The sequence below is a fragment of the Streptomyces odontotermitis genome, from assembly GCF_050510915.1.
Lineage (GTDB): Bacteria > Actinomycetota > Actinomycetes > Streptomycetales > Streptomycetaceae > Streptomyces.
This window is the reverse complement of sequence record NZ_JBNJLS010000021.1, coordinates 92,575-114,199: the sequence shown is the minus strand read 5'-3', so window position 1 is coordinate 114,199 and position 21,625 is coordinate 92,575. Positions and strand designations below refer to the sequence as shown.

The following is a 21,625-nucleotide window of genomic DNA, read 5'->3' as shown; positions in this document are numbered from 1 at the left end:
GCGAAAGGTCGAGGGGTACGCGTTCCTGGGTGTGTGGGGGAGGGGCAGGGCGATGAGCCAGTGGCGGATCAGCGCGGACACGCTCGCGGAGACCCGGTTCACCGTGTCGCCGCTGGCCGAGACCACCGCGTGCCTCTTCGCGCTGGCCCGCGAGGCGGCCACGCACCCGGGGGAGCGGGCCTGGCTGCGGGACCATCTCCCCGCGTACCGGCGGCGGTTGGCGGCCGACCCGGTCACCGCGCGCCTCGTCCCGGCCGCGACCGGGGACGCCACCCGCTGGATCGCGGACTTCCTGACGCCCGCGCCGAGGGGCGAGGGCGAGCGCTCGTTCGCGGACGAGGTGGCGGAGGTGCGGGCGGCGTCCCCCGAGTCCGCCCGCGCGGACCTGACCGTCTCGCACGGCGGCCCGCTCCCCGCCGAACTCCGGGAGAGGTCCGACCTGCCGGAGCGCGCGGCCGCTCTCCTGGAATGGGTGTGGGAGACGGCGGTGCTGCCGGACTGGCCGCGGCGGCGCCGGGTCATCGAGGCCGATGTGCTCGCCCGCGCCGCCCAGTTGGGGCAGGGCGGCTGGGTCGCGGCCCTGGCCGGAATGCGTCCGGGGATGCGCTGGCTGGGGGAGAGCACGCTCCAGGTGAACACGCACGTGTATCCGCCGCGCGATGTGACGGGGGCCAGGCTGCTCTTCGTGCCGGTGACGCCGACGCAGGGCTGGGTCTCGTGGCGGACCTCCGACTCGGCCGATACATCGGACCAATACGCGGTGATCTACCCCTGCTCGGGTGCCCTCGCCGACGTGGACCGCACGGTGGCGCCCAAGGCGCTCGCCCGGCTGCTCGGTCCGGGCCGGGCGGCCGTCCTCATGCTCCTGGCCACGCCGAAGAGCACGACCCAACTGGTGGCGCTCACGGGGCAGGGGCTCGGCTCGGTGGGCCGCCATCTGCGGGTGCTGCTCGACGCGGGCTTGGCGGGGCGGCGGCGGGCGGGGCGTTCGGTGCTCTATTTCCGGACGGGGGCGGGGGAGGTGCTGGTGAAGGCGGAGTCGGAGGGGGCGCGTTCCTGAGCCGCGTACTTATGGGGGGCAATGGGGGGCAAGCGAAGAGGGTGTGGGGAGCGTCAACTCCCCACACCCTCATGCGCATTGCTCGCGCAGCGGGGCTCAGCCGCCCAGCGGCAGGCCCTTGAGCGGGAGGGAGTCGGCGGCGGGCAGGCCACCGGTGGGCAGGCCGCCCTTGGTCACGGCGTCGGTGGGCAGACCGCCGCCGAGCGCGTCGGTGGGCAGACCGCCCTCGGTGGCCGCACCCGCGGTCTCGCCGAGGACCTCGCCCGCGCTGCCCGCGACGTCACCGGCGGCCTTCTGCGCGGCGGGGGTCGCGGTCTTCGCGCCCTTGCCCACGGCCTTGCCCGCGGTCGGGACGGCCTTCTTCACGGCCTTGCTGCCGGTGTCGCCGGCGAGGCCGCTGACGTTCTGAGCGGCACCGTCGACGGTGTTGCCCAGGCCGGCACCGTCCAGAGCGGTCAGGCCGCCCAGGTCGGGCGCGGCCGGGAGGTCCACGGCGCTTGCGGAGCCGGCCGCACCGACCGCGGAAGCTACGCCTGCGGCACCCAGCAGGGCGGCACGGGCGATCCGACGGGTCAGGGGGAGGGACATGATGCTCCTTCAGACGGGAGAGAACGTTGGGGTGTCCGGAGATCCGGGGAAGCGACCGGGCTTGATCGTCTCCAGCGTTCGGACGCAGTGACTACCGACTCGACGGCCGCGAAGGTTGCGGTGGCCCTGCGTAAAGAGTTGGTAATGCGTCGCATTATCGACCGCGGATAAAATCGGGCAAAGGGCATTGCCCGCTGAGCCCGGACGAATCCTTAATTCCCTTTGTTCTCAAGGGATTTGAGGCCCGAGGCGCCTTACGGGAAAGAAGTGCGCGTCGCCGTCCAAGCGGTGCGCCCGCGGTCGCCTGATCGAGTGAGGCGCCGCACTACTGCGCAGTGACGATTCGGACCTCGTCCGCACCCCGTTCCCCGGTTTCGCCGCCCTTTCCCGTGCCCTCGGCGGACGTCCTGTGCCACTCATTCCCCGCCGCGTCGGCGCTCCACTCCCGGCCCGCGTAGGAGACCCGTTCGATACGCAGCGCGGACGAGTGGGCCACCGCCCAGTGGGCCAGCTCCCAGCCGCGCTGCGGGGCGCCGCCGTCCGTGCTCGCGCGCGTCGCGTACACCGGGACGGCGAGGGTGCGGCCCCGCTCACCGCCGTGCCCGTTGCCGCTTCCGCTTCCGGGGGCCGTGCCCGCGCCGAAGTCGCGGTCCAGGGCGGCCCGGACCTTCGCCGGGTCACCGGCCGCCACGACCGGGCGGCCCTCGCAGGTGAAGGTCGCGGGGGCGCGGCCGGTGAGCGCGGCGGCGAGCAGCGCGGCGTCCGGCTCGTGCTTCGCGTACGCCTGGGGGAAGCCGCTGCGCTGCACGCGCTGGGCGGCGACCGTCAGGGGCAGCCGGGAGTAGCCGGGGACCTTGTCCAGGTGGGCGTAGAACCGCGCCGCCGAGTACGCCGGGTCCATGATCTGCCGCTCGTTCCCCCAGCCCTGTGAGGGCCGCTGCTGGAACAGGCCGAGCGAATCGCGGTCGCCGTGGCTGATGTTGTAGAGGCCCGACTCCTGCAGTGCCGTCGCGAGGGCGATGGTCACGCCGCGCTCGGGCATGCCGCGCGAGGTGCCGACGGCGGCCACCGTCGCCGCGTTCTCGGCCTGCTCGGCGGTGAATTCGTACGACGCCCCGGCGCCCTCACGGGAGTGCGCCGACACCACTTCGCAGCGTGGTGCGGGCTTGCCCCCGGAGACGTAATTGACCGCCACGTAGCCCGTGACCGCGAGCAGCACCGCGACGGCCGCTCCGATACGGGAGAGGCGGCCGCGCCGGACGGGGGTGGGGGGCTCAGGCACGCGCACCAAGGTACTGGAGGGCCAAGAGGGCGCAGACAAGGCGGCGCGCCGAGGTGGCGTGGGGTGGCGTTAGGGTCGAAGCCATGGCTGACACGTCGCTTGACCTCACGCTGGACGCCGCCGCGCTCACCGCCCGGCTCGTCGACTTCCCGTCCCCGAGCGGCGCGGAGAAGGCCCTCGCGGACGCCATCGAGGCGGCCCTGCGCCCGCTGCCGCACCTCACCGTCGACCGGTACGGCAACAACGTGGTGGCCCGCACGAACCTGGGCCGCGCCGAGCGCGTGATCCTCGCCGGGCACATCGACACGGTCCCGATCGCGGACAACCCGCCGAACGTCCCGTCGCGCCTCGACGAGGACGGCGTCCTGTGGGGCTGCGGCACCTGCGACATGAAGTCCGGCGTCGCGGTCCAGCTGCGCATCGCCCAGACGGTCACGGAGCCCAACCGGGACCTCACCTTCGTCTTCTACGACAACGAAGAGGTCGCCGCGCACCTCAACGGCCTCGGGCACGTGGCCGAGGCCCACCCGGACTGGCTGGCGGGCGACTTCGCGGTCCTCCTGGAGCCCACGGACGGCCAGGTCGAGGGCGGCTGCCAGGGCACGCTGCGCGTCTTCCTGAAGACGACGGGCGAGCGGGCGCACTCCGCGCGCGCGTGGATGGGCGACAACGCGATCCACAAGGTGGCCCCGATCCTCGCGAAGCTCGCCGCCTACGAGCCGCGCACGCCCGTCGTCGACGGCCTCCAGTACCACGAGGGCCTCAACGCGGTCCGCGTCGAAGCGGGCGTCGCCAACAACGTCATCCCCGACGCCTGCACCGTGGTCGTCAACTTCCGCTACGCGCCCGACCGCACCGAGGCGGAGGCGGAGAAGTTCGTACGCGACTTCTTCGCGGACTGCGACATCGCGGAGTTCATCGTGGACGACCACACGGGAGGTGCCCGGCCCGGTCTCACCCACCCCGCGGCCGTCGCCTTCATGGCGGCCGTCGGCGGCGAGGCCCGCCCCAAGTTCGGCTGGACCGACGTCTCCCGCTTCAGCGCGCTCGGCGTGCCCGCGGTGAACTACGGCCCGGGCGCCCAGCTGCTCGCCCACAAGGTCGACGAGCGCGTGCGGGCATCCCTGATCCCCGAGGCCGAGGAGCGCCTGCGTACGTGGCTCACCTCCTGAGTGACGCCATGAGTTACGCCATTCGTCACCCCCGTCCACCTACGCTGAAGTGGCACTTCTAGCAACACCAGGCAAGACCGTCAGCGGAAGGGGACGTTCATGGGCAGTCCGGAAGCGCAGGGTCCGCCGGAGGAGCAGTACTTGGGGCCGGTGGTGAGGCGGCGCGAGCAGATCACCCCCGGCACCACCGACCAACGCCTCCTCGACTCCGAGGGCGACTCGGAGTGGGTGCACACCGACCCCTGGCGGGTCATGCGCATTCAGTCGGAGTTCGTGGAGGGCTTCGGCGCCCTCGCCGAACTCCCGTCCGCCATCAGCGTCTTCGGTTCGGCGCGCACACCGGCCGAGTCTCCCGAGTACGAGGCGGGGGTGTCGATCGGCCGGGCACTCGTCGACGCGGGCTTCGCGGTGATCACGGGCGGCGGCCCGGGAGCCATGGAGGCGGCCAACAGAGGAGCGCGCGAGGCGAAGGGCGTCTCCGTCGGCCTCGGCATCGAGCTCCCCTTCGAGCAGGGGCTCAACCCGCACGTCGACATCGGCGTCAACTTCCGCTACTTCTTCGTGCGCAAGACCATGTTCGTCAAGTACGCCCAGGGCTTCGTGGTCCTGCCCGGCGGCCTCGGCACCCTCGACGAACTCTTCGAGGCGCTCACCCTGGTCCAGACCCGCAAGGTCACCCGCTTCCCGATCGTCCTCTTCGGCTCGGCGTACTGGGGCGGCCTCGTCGACTGGCTCCGCGACACGGTGGTGGCCCAGGGCAAGGCGTCGGAGCGCGACCTGCTCCTGTTCCACGTGACGGACGACGTGGACGAGGCGGTGGCGTTGGTGACGAAGGAGGTCGGCCGCTAGTCCTGGAGGCCGGACGGGCTTCCTACAGCCCGTCCGGCGCCGACCGGGGGTCCACCGGGGGTCCAGGGGCGAAGCTCCTACGCCAGCCCCCGCCGCGCGACAGCAGGCGCACGGTGCCCCGCGATCGTCGCCACCATGTCCACCACCTGCCGGGTCTCGGCGACCTCATGCACGCGGTACACCTGCGCCCCCAGCCACGCGGACACCGCCGTCGTGGCGAGCGTCCCGGTGACCCGCTCCTTCACGGGCTTGTCCAGCGTCTCGCCCACGAAGTCCTTGTTGGACAGGGAGACGAGCACCGGCCACCCGGTGTCGACCATCTCGCCGAGCCGCCGCGTCGCCTCCAGTGAATGCCGCGTGTTCTTCCCGAAGTCGTGCCCCGGGTCGATCAGCACGGACTCCCGCGGTACCCCGAGCTCCACGGCCCGCTCGGCGAGCCCCACGGTCACCCGCAGGATGTCCGCCATGACGTCCTCGTACGTCACCCGGTGCGGCCGCGTCCGCGGCTCCGCGCCCCCGGCGTGCGTGCAGACGAGCCCCACCCGGTACCGCGCCGCGACCTCCGCGAGGCGCGGATCGACGCCGCCCCACGCGTCGTTGAGCAGATCGGCGCCCGCCTCGCAGACGGCCTCGCCGACTTCGTGGCGCCAGGTGTCGACGCTGATGACGACGTCGGGGAAGCGCCGCCGCACCTCGGCGACGAAGCCCACGGTGCGCCGCGCCTCCTCCTCGGCGCTCACCTCGTCGCCGGGACCGGCCTTGACCCCGCCGATGTCGATGATGGCCGCGCCCTCGGCCACGGCCTGCTCCACGCGCGCGAGGGCGGGCTCGTCGCGGAACGTGGCGCCCTGGTCGTAGAAGGAGTCCGGGGTCCGGTTCACGATCGCCATGATCACCGGCTCGTGCGCGTCGAACTCGCGCCGCCCAAGCCTGAGCATCCGCCGTGGCCCTCCTCGTGGTTGTTGCCGTTGCTGCCGATCAGCCGCCTGCGACCTTAACTGTCACACCCGCATGGCACGATCGGACCCTGACACTTGCAACACAGTCCGGCAGTCGAGCGTGGGGACCGAAGAGATGGTCTTGTTCTTGTTCTTGGTCATCGCCCTCGTCGTGGTGGTCGCGGCGGTGACCCTCTTTGTCGTCGGAGGCGGCGGCGGTGCGCTGCCCGAGACCGCGCCCGAGCACCTCGCCGACCCGCTGCCCGAGGACCGCCCCCTGCGCCGCGCCGACGTGGACGCGCTGCGCTTCCCGATGACCCCGCGCGGCTACCGCATGGCGGACGTGGACGAGGCGCTGGCCCGCGTCGGCGCCGAGCTCGCCGAGCGGGACGCCCGTATCGCCGAGCTGGAGGCGGCGCTCGCCGGCGCCCAGGCGACGGCGGTCGGCGGCCCCGCCCTCTTCAAGGAGTACGGTGCGGCGCGCACCGCCACGACCCCCGCCGCCGCCCAGGAAGAGCAGGATCAGCAAGGCGCACAGGACCCGCAGGGCGAGCGGCCCGAACAGGGCGGGCGGACGGGGGACGAGAAGTGACGACGGACGCACTCCGCGGGCCCGACGGCGGCCTGCGCTGCCCCTGGGGCCTGTCGGCCGAGGACTATGTGGCGTACCACGACGACGAGTGGGGCCGCCCGGTCCACGGCGACGACGCGCTCTACGAGCGGCTCTGCCTCGAAGCCTTCCAGTCGGGCCTGTCGTGGCTCACGATCCTGCGCCGCCGCGAGGGCTTCCGCACCGCCTTCGCGGGCTTCGAGATCGCCAAGGTGGCCGCGTTCACGGAGTCGGACCGGGAGCGCCTGCTCGCCGACCCGGGCATCATCCGCAACCGCGCCAAGATCGACGCGACGCTCGCCAACGCGCGCGTGCTGGCCGACTGGTCCGAGGGCGAGCTCGACGAGCTGATCTGGAGCCACGCCCCGGACCCCGCGAGCCGCCCGGCCCCCCGCACCCTCGCCGACGTCCCGGCGATCACCGACGAGTCGACGGCCCTGTCCAAGACCCTGAAGAAGCGCGGCATCCGCTTCGTCGGCCCCACCACGGCCTACGCCCTGATGCAGGCATGCGGCCTGGTCAACGACCACCTCGCGGACTGCGTGGCCCGCGAGGCGTCCGGCCGCCGCTGAGGCTGGGACCCAGGGACCCAGGGACCCAGAGGCTCAGCGCCCCAGGTAGGTGGGCTTCTCCTTGGCGATGAACGCCTTGACGGCGATCGTGTGGTCCTCGGAGTTGCCCGCCCGCTCCTGGAGCTCGTCCTCCTTCTCCAGAGCCTCGTCCAGGGAGTGGCTCGCGGCGTAGGCGAGGGACTCCTTGAGCGCGGCGTAGGCGAGGGTCGGCCCCTCCGCGAGCACCCGCGCCACCTTGCGCGCCTCGTCCGCCAACTCCGCCGCCGGTACGACCCTGTTGGCGATCCCCAGGTCCAGGGCCTCCTGCGCCTTCACGGTGCGCGGGAACAGCAGCAGGTCGGCGGCGCGGCCGGGCCCGATGAGCCGGGGCAGCGTCCAGGAGACCCCCGAGTCGGCGGTCAGGGCGACCCCGGCGAAGGACGTGTTGAACGAGGCTGTGTCCGCGACGACCCGGAAGTCGGCGGCGAGCGCGAACCCGAAGCCCGCCCCCGCGGCGACGCCGTTGACCCCGGCGACCACCGGCTTCGGCATCCCGGTCAGGGCCCGCACGATCGGGTTGTAGTGCTCGGAGACGGTGCTCATGGTCTTGCCGGAGCCCGCGTCGCGCGGCGCCGAGAGCGAGCCGATGTGCTCCTTCAGGTCCTGGCCCACGCAGAAGGCGCGCCCGGTCGCGGTCAGCAGCACCGCCCGCACCGCGGGGTCCGCCTCGGCCGAGCGCGCCGCCTCCCGCAGGGCGACCTTGGCCTCGGTGTTCATCGCGTTCATCGCCTCGGGGCGGTTCAGCGTGATCGTCGCGAGTCCGTCGCTCACTTCGTAGAGCACGGTGTCGGCCATGGTGGGTCCCCTCCGCTGTCCTGCGCTGGTCTGCGCGGTCGTGGTCGTCCGGTACGTCCGAGGCCAGCATGACGGAGATCATCGGCCGCGGACATGAGCCCGGATATGTGACCTGCGTCAAACAATTCCGGCGCGCACGGACACGAGAGGCGGCGAAGTATCGCAGCCACATCCCCGAATTGAGTGGTTTTGCGGGCGCGCGTTGCCCAAGCGATGCCGACCGATGTTGGTCATCGGGTCCTGCGATGCGGGATAATGGCCTGGAAGCAATGTGTTCGATGCCGGTGACACCTGGGTTGTCGGCTGCGATGAGCTGGTTTCAGGAAGGGGAACGAGCATGGCGGCCATGAAGCCGCGGACGGGCGACGGCCCGCTCGAGGTGACCAAGGAGGGGCGGGGCATCGTCATGCGCGTTCCCCTCGAAGGCGGCGGTCGACTTGTCGTCGAACTGACCCCGGACGAGGCCGACGCGCTCGGCGACGCCCTGAAGAAGGTCGTCGGCTGACGCGGAAGCGCCCACACTTTTCATGCACTGCCCCGGCATCGTACGACGGTCCGGGGCAGCGCTGTGTCCGGGGTCCCGAGGCCGTACGTGATCTTGATGGGGTCGCCTTCGCGAGGACCTACTTCTTGACCGCGCAGAGCAGTCCGTCTCCCACCGGCAGCAGCGTGGGCACCAGGTCCTGGCTCTCCCGCACCGCCCGCAGCAGTTCGCGCAGGCGCAGCACCTCCACGGGCTGCGGCCCCGAGTCCACCGTCCGCCCGTCCGAGAAGACGCCCTCGAAGCAGACGAGGCCGCCGGGGCGGAGGAGGCGCAACGATTCAGCGAGATAGTCGAGGCACTCCATGCGGTCGCCGTCACAGAAGACGAGGTCATAGCCTCCGTCCGCGAGGCGCGGCAGGACGTCGAGGGCGCGGCCGGGGATGAACCGCGCGCGGTTCCCGGCGAAGCCGGCCGCCCGGAACGCCTGCCGGGCGAACTGCTGGCGCTCCGGCTCCGGGTCGACGGTGGTGAGGACGCCGTCGGGGCGCATGCCGTGCAGCAGATGGATGCCGGACACGCCCGTGCCCGTACCGATCTCGGCGACCGCCTTGGCGTCGGCGGTGGCGGCGAGCAACCGCAGCGCGGCGCCGGTGCCGGGCGACACCGAGGGCAGCCCCGCCTCGCGGGCCCGGTCCCGGGCCCAGCGCAGAGCTTCGTCCTCGGCGACAAAGGCGTCAGCGAACGCCCAGCTCGTCTGCCGGTTGCCGGTAATGGCCCTCTCCTGTCCCCGTGTATGCCTGGCCGTGACTGTATCCGTTGGGGGCGGGAACCCGCAGATGGGACCGGGCGTTTAGAAGGGGTGTGAGGGCCTGCGGCCGAGACGGGGCACAACCCGTTGAGGCGCGTACGGAATTCACGTACGGCCAACTGGCAAATCTCGGTAAAAACGCTTATCCGGAGCTAACGGGCGGGGTGGTTATGGTAGGGGCTCCACTGGACACCACCAGAGCCGACAGGGGAGGTGCGGCTGCGTCCGCGGATCGGGGAGGAGCGCTGAGGCGCTTTCTCGGATTGGCGGGTGAGCCGAAATCCGTGACCAACACCGCTGCACGAACCCACACCGCCGACTCCGCGCAGACCGCGACCTTTGCCGCTGACGCGGAATCGCAGGCGTGGACTCCGCCCACCTGGGAGGAGATCGTCAGCACGCACAGCGGCCGCGTCTACCGCCTCGCCTACCGCCTGACGGGCAACCAGCACGACGCCGAGGACCTCACGCAGGAGGTCTTCGTCCGCGTCTTCCGCTCGTTGTCGACGTACACGCCCGGCACCTTCGAGGGCTGGCTGCACCGCATCACCACGAACCTCTTCCTGGACATGGTGCGCCGCAAGCAGCGCATCCGCTTCGACGCCCTGGGGGACGACGCCGCCGAGCGTCTCCCCAGCCGTGAGCCCTCCCCGCAGCAGGTGTTCAACGACACGCACTTCGACGCGGACGTCCAGCAGGCCCTCGACACCCTCGCCCCCGAGTTCCGTGCCGCCGTGGTCCTCTGCGACATCGAGGGCCTGTCGTACGAGGAGATCGCCGCGACCCTCGGGGTCAAGCTCGGTACGGTCCGCAGCCGTATCCACCGTGGCCGCTCGCAGCTGCGCAAGGCCCTGTCCCACCGCTCGCCCGAGGCCCGCGCCGAGCGCCGCTCGCTCGCGGTCACCGGAGCCCTGGCGCTGGGAGGAGGGGGCGCGACCGCGTGAGTGGATCACGGTCGAATCCTGCCGAGCGGCATCTCGCCGAGGCCGAGCAGCATCTGGGGGACCGACTCGCCGCCCTGGTGGACGGGGAGTTGGGCCATGACGCGCGCGAGCGCGTCCTCGCACATCTGGCGACCTGCGCGATGTGCAAGACCGAGGCCGACGCGCAGCGGCGGCTGAAGAGCGTCTTCGCACAGACCGCCCCGCCGCCTCCGTCCGACAGCTTCCTCGCCCGCCTCCAGGGCCTCCCCGGAGGTGACCCGTCAGGCCCGAGAAGCCCCTTCGGTGACGAAGGCTTCGCGACGGGCTCCACCGACTCGGCCGGGCTGCCCCCGTCCGGGCTCTTCGGCTCACGCGCCGAGCCCTTTGAGTACGTGCCCTCGGGCGCCCATGCCGCCGTGCTGCCCAGCGCGGGGCGGGGCTTCCGCATCCATGACGTCAGCCGCCACGAGGCGGAGCGGTCGGCCTGGCGCGGGCGGCGGTTCGCCTTCGCCGCGGCGGGCGCGGTCTCGCTCGCGGCGATAGCGCTCGGCGGTGTCTCGGCGGGCGTCCCCACGGACACGACGGACCGCGCGAGCGGCTCGGGCAGCAACAGTAATGTGACGCCGCAGCGTTCGGCGGGCACGGGCGCCTCGGCGGCCACCCCCGACTCCCTGCGCCGCCGGGGCCCGGGTCCCTTCGCCCTGCGCGGCCAGCGGCCCGGCGCCCTGTCCGCGCCGGTCTCCCCGACCGAGGCGGCGGCGCCGCTGCTGCCGGGGGTGCCGTCGATGCCCGCTCCGCCCGCGGACGGGGGCGCGTCGCTGCCCGGCCTGCATGAGCTCACGGCGCCGCTGAGCGCCGGGGCCGCGGTGATGTCGCCGCTGATACGCCCGGCGACACCGACTCCTCCCTCCGACCCGTCCCCGTCGTCCTCGGCCTCGCCCTCCGCGACGGCCGCCGCCGGACCCGTGGTGCCGCCCCTGGGAGCGGCGGGCGCCCCGGCCGATCCCGCGGCCGTACCGTCCTCGACGCCCCTGCGGGCTTCGCAGGCCGGCTCGACGTCCATCCGCTGACGCGCTCTGCGCGACGGCGGCGGAACCTGATTGAATCCTCGGTGGGCCAAGGCCCGCCGGGGATTCCGGCGTGTGCGGGGCCCGGAAAACAGTCAAGGTAGCGGCTACCGCCGCGCGGCGGGGGCTCAACGGGCTCCCGCCGCAGGCCAGTTGTGGGGAGAGCATGGACGAGGGGAAGCCCACGAAGGCGAAGTGGTGGAGCCGTCCCAGGGCCCAGGCGCCGGGGGCGCCCGAGGGCATGGACACGCCGCCGCCCGTCGCCGGGCCGGAGGAACCGCCCATGGCCGGGCCGGGTGCCGCGCCGTCTGCCGCGGGACCGGGTGCGCCGCTGAGCGCCGGGGCGGACGTGCCGCCGTCCCTGGCCGGGTCGGGCGAGGCATCTGTCCCGGTGCCGGGTGCGCCGCTCCCCGCCGGGGCGGACGCGCCTCCCACGGCAGGGCACGACGCGATATCCGCGCAGGACGCGATACCCCAGCGGGACGCGGTGCCTCAGCAGGAGGCGGCTCCCCTCGCGGAGGCGGCTCCCCACGCGGGGACGACCTCCCCCGCGGACGCCGCCGCACCCCAGACGCCCGCGCCCGCCCCGGCCGACGCCGAGCGCCCCCGCCCCCTCCACGACCCCGACCCCTACAGCACCCCGCCCTACGGTGAGCCCGGCCCCTGGGCGCCCGCGCCGCCCGTCCAGCATCCGGTGGCGACCCCGGCCCACGGCACCCAACTGCCGCCGCAGGCCCCGCAAGCCCCGCAGCCCCCGGCGGTCACCACACCGACGCACGGGACCCACATCCCCCCGCAGGCGCCCCAGCCACAGGCACCACAGGTGCCACAAGCACCACAAGCACCACAAGCACCACAAGCACCACAGGTCCCTCAGCCCCAGCCCCCGCAGGCACAGGCCCAGCAGGCCGCCGCCCCGGCCCCCGCCCCGGCCCCCGCCTGGCAGGGCTACGACCCCTGGAACGCGAACGCACCGCTGCAGCAGAACGGGGCCCTGCCGCCCCCGTCCAAGGAGAAGCGGCAGAAGAGCAGCCGGCGGATCTTCGTGACCTACACCGCCGTCGTCGCCGTCATCTCGGGCCTCGTCGGGGGCGTCGCCGGGGCCTACCTGGAGCGCGACGGCAGCTTCGGCGACGTACAACTGGACCAGCCCGGCGCCGAGTCCAAGGCCCGGCCCAAGGAGAGCGTCGCGGGGATCGCCGCGCGCTCGCTGCCCGGCGTCGTCACCCTGCATGTGCGCGGCGACGACGGACAGGGCACCGGCACCGGCTTCGTCCTCGACGGCAAGGGCCACATCCTCACCAACAACCACGTGGTGGAGCCCGCCGCTTCGGGCGGCGACATCTCCGTGACGTTCAGCGGCGGCCAGAGCGCCAAGGCCAAGGTCGTGGGCCGCGACACCGGTTACGACCTCGCCGTCGTGAAGGTCTCCGGCGTCCGGGGCTTGCGGCCGCTGCCCCTCGGCAACTCGGAGAACGTCCAGGTCGGCGACCCCGTCGTGGCCATCGGCGCGCCCTTCGACCTCGAGAACACGGTGACCTCGGGCATCATCAGCGCCAAGGAGCGCCCCATCACCGCGGGCGGCGAGAAGGGCGACGGCAGCGACATCAGCTACGTCGACGCCCTGCAGACGGACGCCCCCATCAACCCGGGCAACTCGGGCGGCCCGCTGGTCGACTCGCAGGGCCGCGTCATCGGCATCAACAGCGCCATCCGCTCCGCCGACAACGGCTCACAGCCCGAGGGCGGCCAGGCCGGGTCCATCGGGCTCGGCTTCGCCATCCCGGTCAACCAGGGCAAGCGCGTCGCCGAGGAGCTCATCAACACCGGCAAGGCCACGCACCCGGTGATCGGCGTCACACTCGACATGGAGTACTCGGGCGACGGCGCCCGCGTCGCGGTCAAGGGCAACACCGGCGGCCCGGCCGTCAACCGCGGCGGCCCCGGCGACAGGGCCGGGATCAAGCCCCGCGACGTCATCACCGAGGTCGACGGACAGCGCGTCCACTCCGGCGAGGAACTCATCGTCAAGGTCCGGGCGCACCGGCCGAAGGACAGCCTCCAGCTGACGGTCGAGCGCGGCGGCGCCCAGCGGAAGGTGACCCTGGTGCTCGGCGCCTCGGACGGGTGACCGAGGGCGGTCATGGACGGCAGCACCGATCCTGATCCACGTTGTTGCCCAGCGGCTACCGGACGGACAGCCTCGCCGGGTACCGTGGTCGAGGTTCGGATGGCGAGGAGCTGAAGGTGTTCACAGACGTTGGCCCCCTGGAAGTGGTGGCGCTTGTCGTCCTCGCCGTGCTCATCTTCGGCCCGGACAAGCTGCCCAAGCTGATCCAGGACGCCTCGCGCACGCTGCGCAAGATCCGCGAGTTCTCGGACAGCGCGAAGCGGGACATCAGGGATGAGCTCGGCCCGGAGTTCAAGGACTTCGAGTTCGACGACCTCAACCCGAAGAAGTTCATCCGCAAGCAGCTGGACAACGACGAGCTCGGTCTGAAGGAAATCCGTAACGGATTCGACCTGAAGAAGGAGATCAACGAGGTGGCGGACGCGGTGCACGGCCGCGACAGCGACACCTCCGACGCCGACGGCGACGCGTCCGGCGGCAAGCTCGACATGCGCAAGAAGCCCGACATGGTGAAGAAGCCGGAGGCCGTCACGGCCGACGAGCGGCCCCCGTTCGACGCCGACGCCACCTGAGCCGCACCGGGCCCGGCCGCCCGCTCAGGAACCGTCTGAGACCGGCCAGATGACCTGCCGCCGCCCCCTGCCTCGAACCCCCGCGCAAGAGGTGTGGCTATCCTGCCTTGTTGTCCGGCGTGAGGACGCCCGAGGGGGGCGGGCCGCTCCGGACCGACGAGAGCGAGGAGGCGGCCGGGTACATGGAGACGACAAGTCGGGTGGGCGCGCAGGCGCCGACCGAGGACGGCACTGCCCAAGCGGTGCCCTCCGCCCGACGCACGGTCGACGGCTACCTGCTGGCGCCCTTCCCCTGGTACGGCCTCGACGAGGCGTTCACGGGACAGCGCTGGCTGATGCAGGTCGGCACGGCTGCGGACGGCGCGGTGGAGCACGGTTCGATCGGCCACGGCGATGAGCCCTCGGTCCGCGCCGAGGGGAGCCTCGGCAACAGCGACAAGGAGCGCTTCGCGGTCGTGGTGACCATCGCGGCCAACCCCGTGCGGCGCAGCGCCGACGGCACGGGCGTCCTGGAGGCCACCTCGGTCTCCTCGGCGGCCTGGCTGGCCGGCGTCGGACTGCTGTCCTTCACCTGGCCGGGCCAGATGGACCACACCCTGCGCGACGACTGGCTGGACCAGCAGACCGAGACCGCGTGGGTGCTCGCCGACGATCTGCACGGCGCGGACTGGTCCACGCTCTCGCTGCCGGTGGACGGGGTCCCGACCCCGTTCCACTACCGCGAGTCCGAGTTCGGCTGGGTGCTCGCGGGCTCCACCAAGGAGGGCGTCCACCTGGGCGCGTACGGGCGCGGCATGAGCGCGTACGGCCTGGGCTTCTCGGTGGTCAAGGACATCACGGAGTACGCGGGTTAGAGCTCCGGTACGTACGAGGAAGGGGGCGCCGTCGCGATGACGGCGCCCCCTTCCTCGTATGCCGGGACGAGCGGAACTGCTCAGAATCAGAACTTGTTGCGCGGCGTGATCCCCAGGGACATCCCCGAGAGCCCGCGCTGGCGCCCGCCCAGCTTGCCCGCGATCGTGCGCAGCGCCGAGCCCGCGGGCGAGTCCGGGTCGGACAGGACGACCGGCTTGCCCTCGTCGCCGCCCTCGCGCAGGCGGACGTCGATCGGGATGGAGCCGAGGACGGGAACGTTGGCGCCCGTGGTCTTGGTCAGGCCCTCGGCGACCTTCTGGCCGCCGCCGGTGCCGAACACGTCGACCATCTCGCCGCAGTGCGGGCAGGGCAGCCCGGACATGTTCTCGACGACGCCCACGATCTTCTGGTGGGTCTGCACGGCGATGGAGCCCGCGCGCTCGGCGACCTCGGCGGCGGCCTGCTGCGGGGTCGTCACGACGAGGATCTCGGCGTTCGGCACGAGCTGCGCGACCGAGATGGCGATGTCGCCCGTCCCCGGCGGCAGGTCGAGCAGGAGCACGTCCAGGTCGCCCCAGAAGACGTCCGCGAGGAACTGCTGGAGGGCGCGGTGGAGCATCGGGCCGCGCCAGACGACCGGGGCGTTGCCGGGCGTGAACATGCCGATCGAGATGACCTTCACGCCGTTCGCCGACGGAGGCATGATCATGTTCTCGACCTGGGTGGGCCGGCCCTCGGCGCCGAGCATGCGGGGCACGCTGTGGCCGTAGATGTCCGCGTCCACGACGCCGACCTTGAGGCCGTCCGCCGCGAGAGCGGCCGCGAGGTTCACCGTCACCGAGGACTTGCCGACGCCGCCCTTGCCGGACGCGACCGCGTAGACCCGGGTCAGCGAGCCCGGCTTGGCGAAGGGGACCTCGCGCTCGGCGGTGCCGCCGCGGAGCGCGGCAGCGAGCTCCTTGCGCTGCTCGTCGCTCATCACGTCGAGCGTGACGTCGACGCGGGTGACGCCCTCGACGCGGCCGACGGCCTCCTGGACGTTCGTGGTGATGGTGTCGCGCATCGGGCAGCCGGAGACCGTCAGGTACACGGTGACCGCGACGGTCCCGTCCGCGCCGATGTCGACCGATTTGACCATCCCCAACTCGGTGATGGGTCGCTGGATCTCGGGGTCGTTCACCGTCGCCAGTGCTTCGCGCACCGCGTCTTCCGTAGCCATGGAGTCGATAGTACGGCTCGGTAACGGGGCTCGGGAAAGGGCCGTCAGCGGTCGCCTACGTCACGTCCGCCGCCCGCCTCCGGCGGGAATACGGCGCGCTGCTCCTCCAGCTCCTTGACCAGGTCCTGGAGTTCGGAGCGGATCCAGTCGCGGGTCGCCACCTCGCCGAGGCCCATGCGCAGCGAGGCGATCTCCCGGGTCAGGTACTCGGTGTCCGCGATGGACCGCTCGTTCTGCCGCCGGTCCTGTTCGAGGTTGACGCGGTCGCGGTCGTCCTGGCGGTTCTGCGCGAGCAGGATCAGCGGGGCCGCGTACGACGCCTGCAGGGACAGCATCAGCGTGAGGAAGATGAACGGGTACTGGTCGAAGCGGAGGTCGTCCGGGGCCGCGATGTTCCACACCACCCACAGGATGATGATGACCGTCATCCAGACGATGAAGCGCCCCGTGCCGAGGAACCGCGCGATCCGCTCCGAGAGCCGCCCGAACGCCTCCGGGTCGTACTCCGGCAGCAGCTTGCGCCGGGGCGCCCGTGGCTGGTCGAGGCGGAGCCGGGGCGGCCGGGCCGCCTCCGGCCTGGCGCCGTCCCGCTCGCGGTCAGCCGCCGCCATGGTGGTCGCCCCCTTCCTCCTGGTGGAACTCGGTCTCGCGCCAGTCGTCCGGCAGCATGTGGTCGAGCACGTCGTCGACGGTGACCGCGCCGAGCAGCGAGCCGCTGTCGTCGACGACGGGCGCCGCCACCATGTCGTACGTGGCGAAGAACCCGGCCACGGCGGGCAGCGGCGCCTGCGGGCTCAGCGGCCGCAGGTCGTCGTCGAGGATCGAGCTGACGAGGGTGTACGGGGGGTCGCGCAGCAGCCGCTGGAAGTGCACGGTGCCGAGGTATTTGCCGGTCGGCGTCTCGTCCGGCGGGCGGCACACGTAGACCTGGGCGGCGAGCGCGGGGGAGAGGTCCTCCATGCGGACGCGGGCGAGGGCGTCGGCGACGGTGGAGTCGGGCCGCAGCACGATGGGCTCGGTGGTCATGAGACCGCCCGCGGTGCGCTCCTCGTAGGCCATCAGGCGCCGCACGTCGGCCGCGTCGTCCGGCTGCATGAGCGTGAGCAGCCGCTCCTTGTCGTCCTCGGGGAGCTCGGCGAGGAGGTCGGCGGCGTCGTCCGGGTCCATGGCCTCCAGGACGTCGGCGGCGCGCTCCTCCTTCAGCTTGCCGAGGATCTCGATCTGGTCGTCCTCGGGGAGCTCCTCGAGGACGTCGGCGAGCCGGTCGTCGTCGAGGGCCGCGGCCACCTCCGCGCGCCGCTTCGCCGACAGGTGGTGCAGGACGTTGGCGAGGTCGGCGGGGCGCAGCTGCTCGAAGGTGGCGAGGAGGTTCTCGGCGCCCTGGCCGTGCTCCTCCAGGGAGAACCCGGTGACGGCCGACCACTCCACGGTCAGCGTCTCGCCCTTGCGCCGGAGCGCCCCCGCCTTCCCCTTCCGTACGAAGACCCGGTCGATCTCCCAGTCCCGGCGGGCCGGGAGCTGCTGCACGGAGACGTCGAGGACGGCAACCTCCTCGCCGGTCTCGACGAGCCGGACCCGGCGGTCCAGCATCTCGCCGAGGACGAGCCGCTCGGTGGGCCGCTGCTCGAACCGGCGGACGTTGACCACGCCGGTGGTGATGACCTGGCCCGACTCGATGCCGGTGACCCGGGTCATGGGCAGGAAGATGCGGCGGCGCGTGGAGAGTTCGACGACGAGCCCGAGCAGCCGCGGCGGCTTCTTGCCGACCCGCAGCATGGCCACCAGGTCGCGCACGCGTCCCACCTGGTCGCCGTTGGGGTCGAAGACGGCGGTGCCGGACAGATGGGAGACGAAGATCCGGGGGGCGCCTGCCGCCATGCCACGCGCCTCCCTTTCATACGGATCTGTCTACTCATCCAGGCATATATGCGCTGATACGGGCTTCAGGCTAGCCCGTCCCGGTCCTTCGCGCTCCGGCACCGGGTCCGGACGGACTGACGCCGATCTGCGTAGGCGGCACGGGTACGCTGCCGTACTGCTGGATCCGCCGGACTCCGCATCCCGTACGAGAGGCAGCCCACCAGTGACCGTCATTCCGCAGGGTCGCCACGGCCGCAGGGCCGCCCTCCTCGGCGCTGCGTGCGCGGGCCTCGTCGTCGTGGGCACCGGGCTCACGGGGTGCGGCGGGGACGACCCGGACGCGGGCACGAACGGCGTGGGCAAGCTCTCCGCCCAGCAGATCCAGAGCAAGTCCCGGGCCGCCGCGCAGGCCGCGTCCTCGGTACGGCTCTCCGGGTCGCTGGTCAGCAAGGGGCACACGTACAAGCTCGACATGCGCCTGAAGGACGACGGCGGCACCGGCTCCGTCACCTCCAAGGGGCAGACGTTCCGGCTGCTGCGGGTCGGCGAGGAGCTCTATCTGAAGGCCGACTCGGAGTTCTGGAGCCACCAGGACGGCCAGGGCGGCGGCAAGGGCGAGTCCGCCGGTTCGCCGTCGGACAGCACGGCGGCGGCCAAGCTCGACGGTAAGTACGTCAAGGTGCCCAAGGGCGATCCCTCGTACGAGCAGCTGAGCGGCTTCACCGACAAGGACGTGCTGCTCGCGGGGATGCTCACGCTCCACGGCGAGCTGGCCACGGGCGACCGGGGCGAGACCGCCGGGACCCCCACCATCAAGATCACCGGCGACGACGGCTCCGGCGGCACCCTGAACGTCTCCCTGAACGGCAAGCCCTACCCCCTGCTCCTGGAGCGGGCGGGCGGCGCGGGCACGCTCCAACTCGCCGACTGGAACAAGGACTTCGCGCTCAAGGAACCGGACAAGAGCGAGATGGTGGACTACGGGAAGCAGTTGCCCACGTCGTGAGAGGCGCTACGGGGGCGCGGGCTACCGCTTCCTGCGCTTGAGCAGCAGCCGGGGCAGCGCCTCCGGTGCGGCGTGCCGGGTCGTGGCGGACGTCGGCAGCGGAGGCGCCGCCAGCGAGGCGTCCGGCAGGTCGGTGCGGGCGTCCTGCGGAGTCAGCCGCAGCACCCGGCACTCGGCGGCCCACCGCCCCGTCATCTGCTCGCCGTCGGGGGCGTTGAGCCGCTTCCCCTTGAGCTCGGCGACCGCCGCCTCCCACGCCTCGCTGTGCGGGGCGAGTTCGGTGACCGTGGCGGTCCAGGCGACCAGGCGGCCGCCCTTGTCCTTGCTGCGGACGGTCACTTCGGCGCTGCCGCCGTCGGTGAGCCCGGCCAGCGGCTGCTCGCCGGGGCCGTCGCCGACGAGGTGGGCCGCGCCGTCGTGCCACGCGTGCCACAGGGCGCGGGCGGGGCCCTCGCCCTGGACCCAGATGAGGCCGGACTTCTTGGTGGCCTCTTCGACGAGGGCCTGCCCCAGCAGCGCGTCGGCGGACGTCTCAGCAGCAGTCATGGGCGCAGCCTACCGAGCGGGTGGAAGGGGCGGCCTACAGCCAGCCGTTCCGCTTCAGGGTGCGGTGGATGGCGTAGCAGGCGGTGCCGATGAGGCCGAGCACCAGCGGGTAGCCGAAGCGCCAGTGCAGCTCCGGCATGTGGTCGAAGTTCATGCCGTAGACCCCGCACACCGCCGTGGGCACGGCGATGATGGCCGCCCAGGAGGTGATCTTGCGCATGTCCTCGTTCTGGGCGACCGCGGCCTGCGCGAGGTTGGCCTGGAGGATCGAGTTGAGGAGCTCGTCGAAGCCGACGACCTGCTCCTGTACGCGCGCGAGGTGGTCGGCCACGTCGCGGAAGTACTTCTGGATGTCGGGGTCGACGAGCCGCATGGGCCGCTCGCTGAGCAGCTGCATGGGGCGCAGGAGCGGCGACACGGCCCGCTTGAACTCCAGGACCTCGCGCTTGAGCTGGTAGATCCGCCCGGCGTCGACACCGCGCGAGACGCCCTTGCCGGGGGCCGCGAACACCTCGTTCTCGACGTCGTCGATGTCGACCTGCATGGCGTCGGCCACCGCGAGGTAGCCGTCGACGACGTGGTCGGCGATGGTGTGCAGGACGGACGAGGGGCCCTTGGCGAGCAGCTCGGGGTCCTCCTGGAGGCGGCGGCGCAGGGAGCGCAGCGAGCCGTGGCCGCCGTGCCGCACGGTGATGAAGAAGTCCCGCCCGGTGAAGCACATCACCTCGCCGGTCTCCACCACCTCGCTGGTGGCGGTGAGTTCGGCGTGCTCCACGTAGTGGATGGTCTTGAAGACGGTGAAGAGCGTGTCGTCGTAGCGCTCCAGCTTGGGGCGCTGGTGGGCGTGGACGGCGTCCTCGACGGCGAGCGGGTGCAGCCCGAACTCGGCGGCGATGCCGGAGAATTCGGCCTCCGTCGGCTCGTGCAGGCCGATCCACGCGAAGCCCCCGTCGCGCCGCACCTGCAGCATCGCCTCGTGCGGGGTGAGGCAGTGGTCGCTCTCGACGCGGCGGCCCTCGCGGTACACGGCGCAGTCCACGACGGCGCTGGCGGCTTCACGGGTGGCGTCGTACGTGTCGTACGAGGTGCCGTAGCCGGTGCCGTGCTCCTTGCGGAGCGAGGGGCGGACGGCGGCGCGCAGGTCACGGATCATCGACATGGGCAGGCTCCTTCGCGGGCATGAGCCGCCGCCCCTCAAAGAGGTTCGGAACTACCCGGAATGAGGACGTCTGCGACTGCGGGACTGTGCACGTCCACAAAGCGGGGAGCACCGCGCCATCGCGGTGGCGGCTTCGCTGCTGAAACGGATCAGACGAAAACGACGTGCTCTTCCGTCGTACGCGGGAATGCGTGCGCGAGGCGGCAGCTGCTGTACGGAGCTACGTGACTCAGTGACCGGAAGAGCGGGTGGTACTGCACGGTCGACTTCGATCCATTGACAGCCCCACCTCCTCCGGCCGGTCCCCCGTAGGGGAGTCTCATGGTGCGGGGCTTGAAAACGACGCTTCTGCGTGTCGCCCACTCACCAGCGGCCAACACTATCAGCCGACCGGAGAGCGAAGGCCCTTCTTTACCCGCCACGTACGAGTTCTATGCTCGCCGCATGGAAGATGTTCTTGCTCTGGTCGAGGCCCGGCTGCGCACCGCCCTGGGGGAACCGGACGCGCGCGCCGCGGTGACCTTCCTCGGCACGGACCGCATCGAGGTGCTCCGCTTCACCGGTACGGAGGGCGGGAACGACGGCGGGGACATCGTCCGTTACGCCACGCTCGGCATGTCCGCCGCCCCGATGGCCGACCCCACCGCCGCCCTCGCCGACCCGGTCAAGGGGCCGCGCGCGGAGCTGGTCCTGTCGGTGCGCGGGGGTCTCGCGGAGACCGACAAGGTGCTCCGCCCGCTCGCCGTGCTGGCCGCCTCGCCGCAGGTGGAGGGCGTGATCGTGGCGCCGGGCGCCTCCCTCGACGTGGGTGAACCGCTGTGGCCCGGCGCCCCGTTCACCTCGGTCCTGGTCGCCGAGCCGGGCGGCCTCGTGGCGGACCTGGAGCTCGACGAGCCGAAGGAACCCGTACGGTTTCTGCCCCTGCTCCCGATGACGCAGAACGAGGCGGCGTGGAAGCGGGTGCACGGCGCGCAGGCGCTCCAGGAGCGGTGGCTGAACAGCGGGACGGACCTGCGCGATCCGCTGCGCAGGTCCGTGGCGCTCGACTGAGTCCGGTCCGGGGAGTGTGACCGATTCAACTCCGCCTGGG

At 72.2% G+C, this 21,625-nt stretch carries 23 protein-coding genes; 13 read left to right on the top strand and 10 right to left on the bottom strand.

Annotated features, from left to right (window positions below; genetic code table 11):
• The first annotated feature begins 52 nt into the window (after positions 1-52).
• Positions 53-1,060, top strand: a complete 1,008-nt coding sequence (locus tag ACQB60_RS37495; protein WP_496930562.1) for an ArsR/SmtB family transcription factor — start codon at positions 53-55, stop codon at positions 1,058-1,060.
• Positions 1,061-1,156: 96 nt separating this feature from the next.
• On the opposite strand, the gene ACQB60_RS37490 is transcribed toward ACQB60_RS37495, so the two are convergent.
• Entirely contained in the window at positions 1,157-1,648 is a 492-nt protein-coding gene (locus ACQB60_RS37490; protein WP_384846697.1) for an ATP-binding protein, read from the bottom strand.
• Between the two features lie 325 nt (positions 1,649-1,973).
• Positions 1,974-2,930, bottom strand: a complete 957-nt coding sequence (locus ACQB60_RS37485; RefSeq protein WP_496930561.1) for a VldE C-terminal domain-containing protein — start codon at positions 2,928-2,930, stop codon at positions 1,974-1,976.
• An 83-nt stretch (positions 2,931-3,013) separates the two neighbouring features.
• Between ACQB60_RS37485 and dapE the strand changes: the two genes are divergently transcribed.
• Positions 3,014-4,102, top strand: coding sequence for a succinyl-diaminopimelate desuccinylase (dapE, locus tag ACQB60_RS37480; protein WP_496930560.1), 1,089 nt, complete (start codon positions 3,014-3,016; stop codon positions 4,100-4,102).
• 99 nt (positions 4,103-4,201) lie between these two features.
• A complete protein-coding gene (locus ACQB60_RS37475; protein WP_496930559.1) occupies positions 4,202-4,951 on the top strand; it encodes an LOG family protein in 750 nt (249 codons plus the stop codon).
• A 77-nt stretch (positions 4,952-5,028) separates the two neighbouring features.
• On the opposite strand, the gene folP is transcribed toward ACQB60_RS37475, so the two are convergent.
• Positions 5,029-5,889 carry a dihydropteroate synthase gene (gene folP / locus ACQB60_RS37470; RefSeq protein WP_496930558.1) on the bottom strand — a complete coding sequence of 287 codons (861 nt, stop codon included), beginning with the start codon at positions 5,887-5,889 and terminating at the stop codon, positions 5,029-5,031.
• Between the two features lie 136 nt (positions 5,890-6,025).
• Here folP and ACQB60_RS37465 point away from each other — a divergent pair, with 136 nt between their 5' ends.
• Positions 6,026-6,481: a DivIVA domain-containing protein gene (locus ACQB60_RS37465; protein WP_496930557.1), complete on the top strand. Its 456-nt coding sequence runs from the start codon at positions 6,026-6,028 to the stop codon at positions 6,479-6,481.
• The gene (locus ACQB60_RS37460) at positions 6,478-7,071 is read left to right on the top strand and encodes a DNA-3-methyladenine glycosylase I (protein ID WP_496930556.1); all 594 of its coding nucleotides are present in this window, start codon (positions 6,478-6,480) and stop codon (positions 7,069-7,071) included. Before ACQB60_RS37465 ends, ACQB60_RS37460 begins: the two co-directional genes overlap by 4 nt.
• A gap of 33 nt (positions 7,072-7,104) precedes the next feature.
• Here the strand turns inward: ACQB60_RS37460 and chcB are convergent, their stop codons facing one another.
• Entirely contained in the window at positions 7,105-7,905 is an 801-nt protein-coding gene (gene chcB / locus ACQB60_RS37455; RefSeq protein WP_384846711.1) for a 2-cyclohexenylcarbonyl CoA isomerase, read from the bottom strand.
• A gap of 337 nt (positions 7,906-8,242) precedes the next feature.
• Between chcB and ACQB60_RS37450 the strand changes: the two genes are divergently transcribed.
• A complete protein-coding gene (locus ACQB60_RS37450) occupies positions 8,243-8,410 on the top strand; it encodes a DUF3117 domain-containing protein (RefSeq protein ID WP_003966491.1) in 168 nt (55 codons plus the stop codon).
• Between the two features lie 118 nt (positions 8,411-8,528).
• Here ACQB60_RS37450 and ACQB60_RS37445 read toward each other — a convergent pair whose 3' ends face one another.
• Positions 8,529-9,227 carry an O-methyltransferase gene (locus tag ACQB60_RS37445; protein ID WP_496930609.1) on the bottom strand — a complete coding sequence of 233 codons (699 nt, stop codon included), beginning with the start codon at positions 9,225-9,227 and terminating at the stop codon, positions 8,529-8,531.
• A 140-nt stretch (positions 9,228-9,367) separates the two neighbouring features.
• Here ACQB60_RS37445 and sigE point away from each other — a divergent pair, with 140 nt between their 5' ends.
• The 5 genes from sigE to ACQB60_RS37420 all read left to right on the top strand — a co-directional run bounded on the left by sigE (position 9,368) and on the right by ACQB60_RS37420 (position 14,744).
• The gene (gene sigE / locus ACQB60_RS37440) at positions 9,368-10,141 is read left to right on the top strand and encodes an RNA polymerase sigma factor SigE (RefSeq protein WP_496930555.1); all 774 of its coding nucleotides are present in this window, start codon (positions 9,368-9,370) and stop codon (positions 10,139-10,141) included.
• Positions 10,138-11,190: an anti-sigma factor family protein gene (locus ACQB60_RS37435; protein ID WP_496930554.1), complete on the top strand. Its 1,053-nt coding sequence runs from the start codon at positions 10,138-10,140 to the stop codon at positions 11,188-11,190. Before sigE ends, ACQB60_RS37435 begins: the two co-directional genes overlap by 4 nt.
• A 163-nt stretch (positions 11,191-11,353) precedes the next feature.
• Entirely contained in the window at positions 11,354-13,318 is a 1,965-nt protein-coding gene (locus ACQB60_RS37430; protein WP_496930553.1) for a S1C family serine protease, read from the top strand.
• A gap of 116 nt (positions 13,319-13,434) precedes the next feature.
• The gene (locus ACQB60_RS37425) at positions 13,435-13,890 is read left to right on the top strand and encodes a sec-independent translocase (RefSeq protein ID WP_496930552.1); all 456 of its coding nucleotides are present in this window, start codon (positions 13,435-13,437) and stop codon (positions 13,888-13,890) included.
• Between the two features lie 182 nt (positions 13,891-14,072).
• Positions 14,073-14,744 carry a hypothetical protein gene (locus ACQB60_RS37420; protein ID WP_496930551.1) on the top strand — a complete coding sequence of 224 codons (672 nt, stop codon included), beginning with the start codon at positions 14,073-14,075 and terminating at the stop codon, positions 14,742-14,744.
• Positions 14,745-14,830: 86 nt separating this feature from the next.
• Here the strand turns inward: ACQB60_RS37420 and ACQB60_RS37415 are convergent, their stop codons facing one another.
• From ACQB60_RS37415 to ACQB60_RS37405, 3 genes are read right to left on the bottom strand one after another with little or no spacing between them, the layout of a single operon-like run.
• The gene (locus tag ACQB60_RS37415; RefSeq protein WP_384846721.1) at positions 14,831-15,964 is read right to left on the bottom strand and encodes an Mrp/NBP35 family ATP-binding protein; all 1,134 of its coding nucleotides are present in this window, start codon (positions 15,962-15,964) and stop codon (positions 14,831-14,833) included.
• Between the two features lie 44 nt (positions 15,965-16,008).
• Positions 16,009-16,575: a DUF1003 domain-containing protein gene (locus tag ACQB60_RS37410; RefSeq protein ID WP_496930550.1), complete on the bottom strand. Its 567-nt coding sequence runs from the start codon at positions 16,573-16,575 to the stop codon at positions 16,009-16,011.
• Entirely contained in the window at positions 16,562-17,842 is a 1,281-nt protein-coding gene (locus tag ACQB60_RS37405) for a magnesium transporter MgtE N-terminal domain-containing protein (RefSeq protein WP_384846725.1), read from the bottom strand. Before ACQB60_RS37405 ends, ACQB60_RS37410 begins: the two co-directional genes overlap by 14 nt.
• 205 nt (positions 17,843-18,047) lie before the next feature.
• Between ACQB60_RS37405 and ACQB60_RS37400 the strand changes: the two genes are divergently transcribed.
• Positions 18,048-18,830 carry a hypothetical protein gene (locus ACQB60_RS37400; protein WP_496930549.1) on the top strand — a complete coding sequence of 261 codons (783 nt, stop codon included), beginning with the start codon at positions 18,048-18,050 and terminating at the stop codon, positions 18,828-18,830.
• A 21-nt stretch (positions 18,831-18,851) separates the two neighbouring features.
• Here the strand turns inward: ACQB60_RS37400 and ACQB60_RS37395 are convergent, their stop codons facing one another.
• Positions 18,852-19,376 carry a hypothetical protein gene (locus tag ACQB60_RS37395; RefSeq protein WP_496930548.1) on the bottom strand — a complete coding sequence of 175 codons (525 nt, stop codon included), beginning with the start codon at positions 19,374-19,376 and terminating at the stop codon, positions 18,852-18,854.
• A gap of 34 nt (positions 19,377-19,410) precedes the next feature.
• On the bottom strand, positions 19,411-20,535 hold the full coding sequence (locus ACQB60_RS37390; protein WP_496930547.1) for a magnesium and cobalt transport protein CorA: 1,125 nt from the start codon (positions 20,533-20,535) through the stop codon (positions 19,411-19,413).
• Positions 20,536-20,979: 444 nt separating this feature from the next.
• On the opposite strand from ACQB60_RS37390, the gene ACQB60_RS37385 reads away from it, so the two are divergent.
• Positions 20,980-21,585, top strand: a complete 606-nt coding sequence (locus ACQB60_RS37385; RefSeq protein WP_496930546.1) for a suppressor of fused domain protein — start codon at positions 20,980-20,982, stop codon at positions 21,583-21,585.
• Positions 21,586-21,625 lie beyond the last annotated feature (40 nt).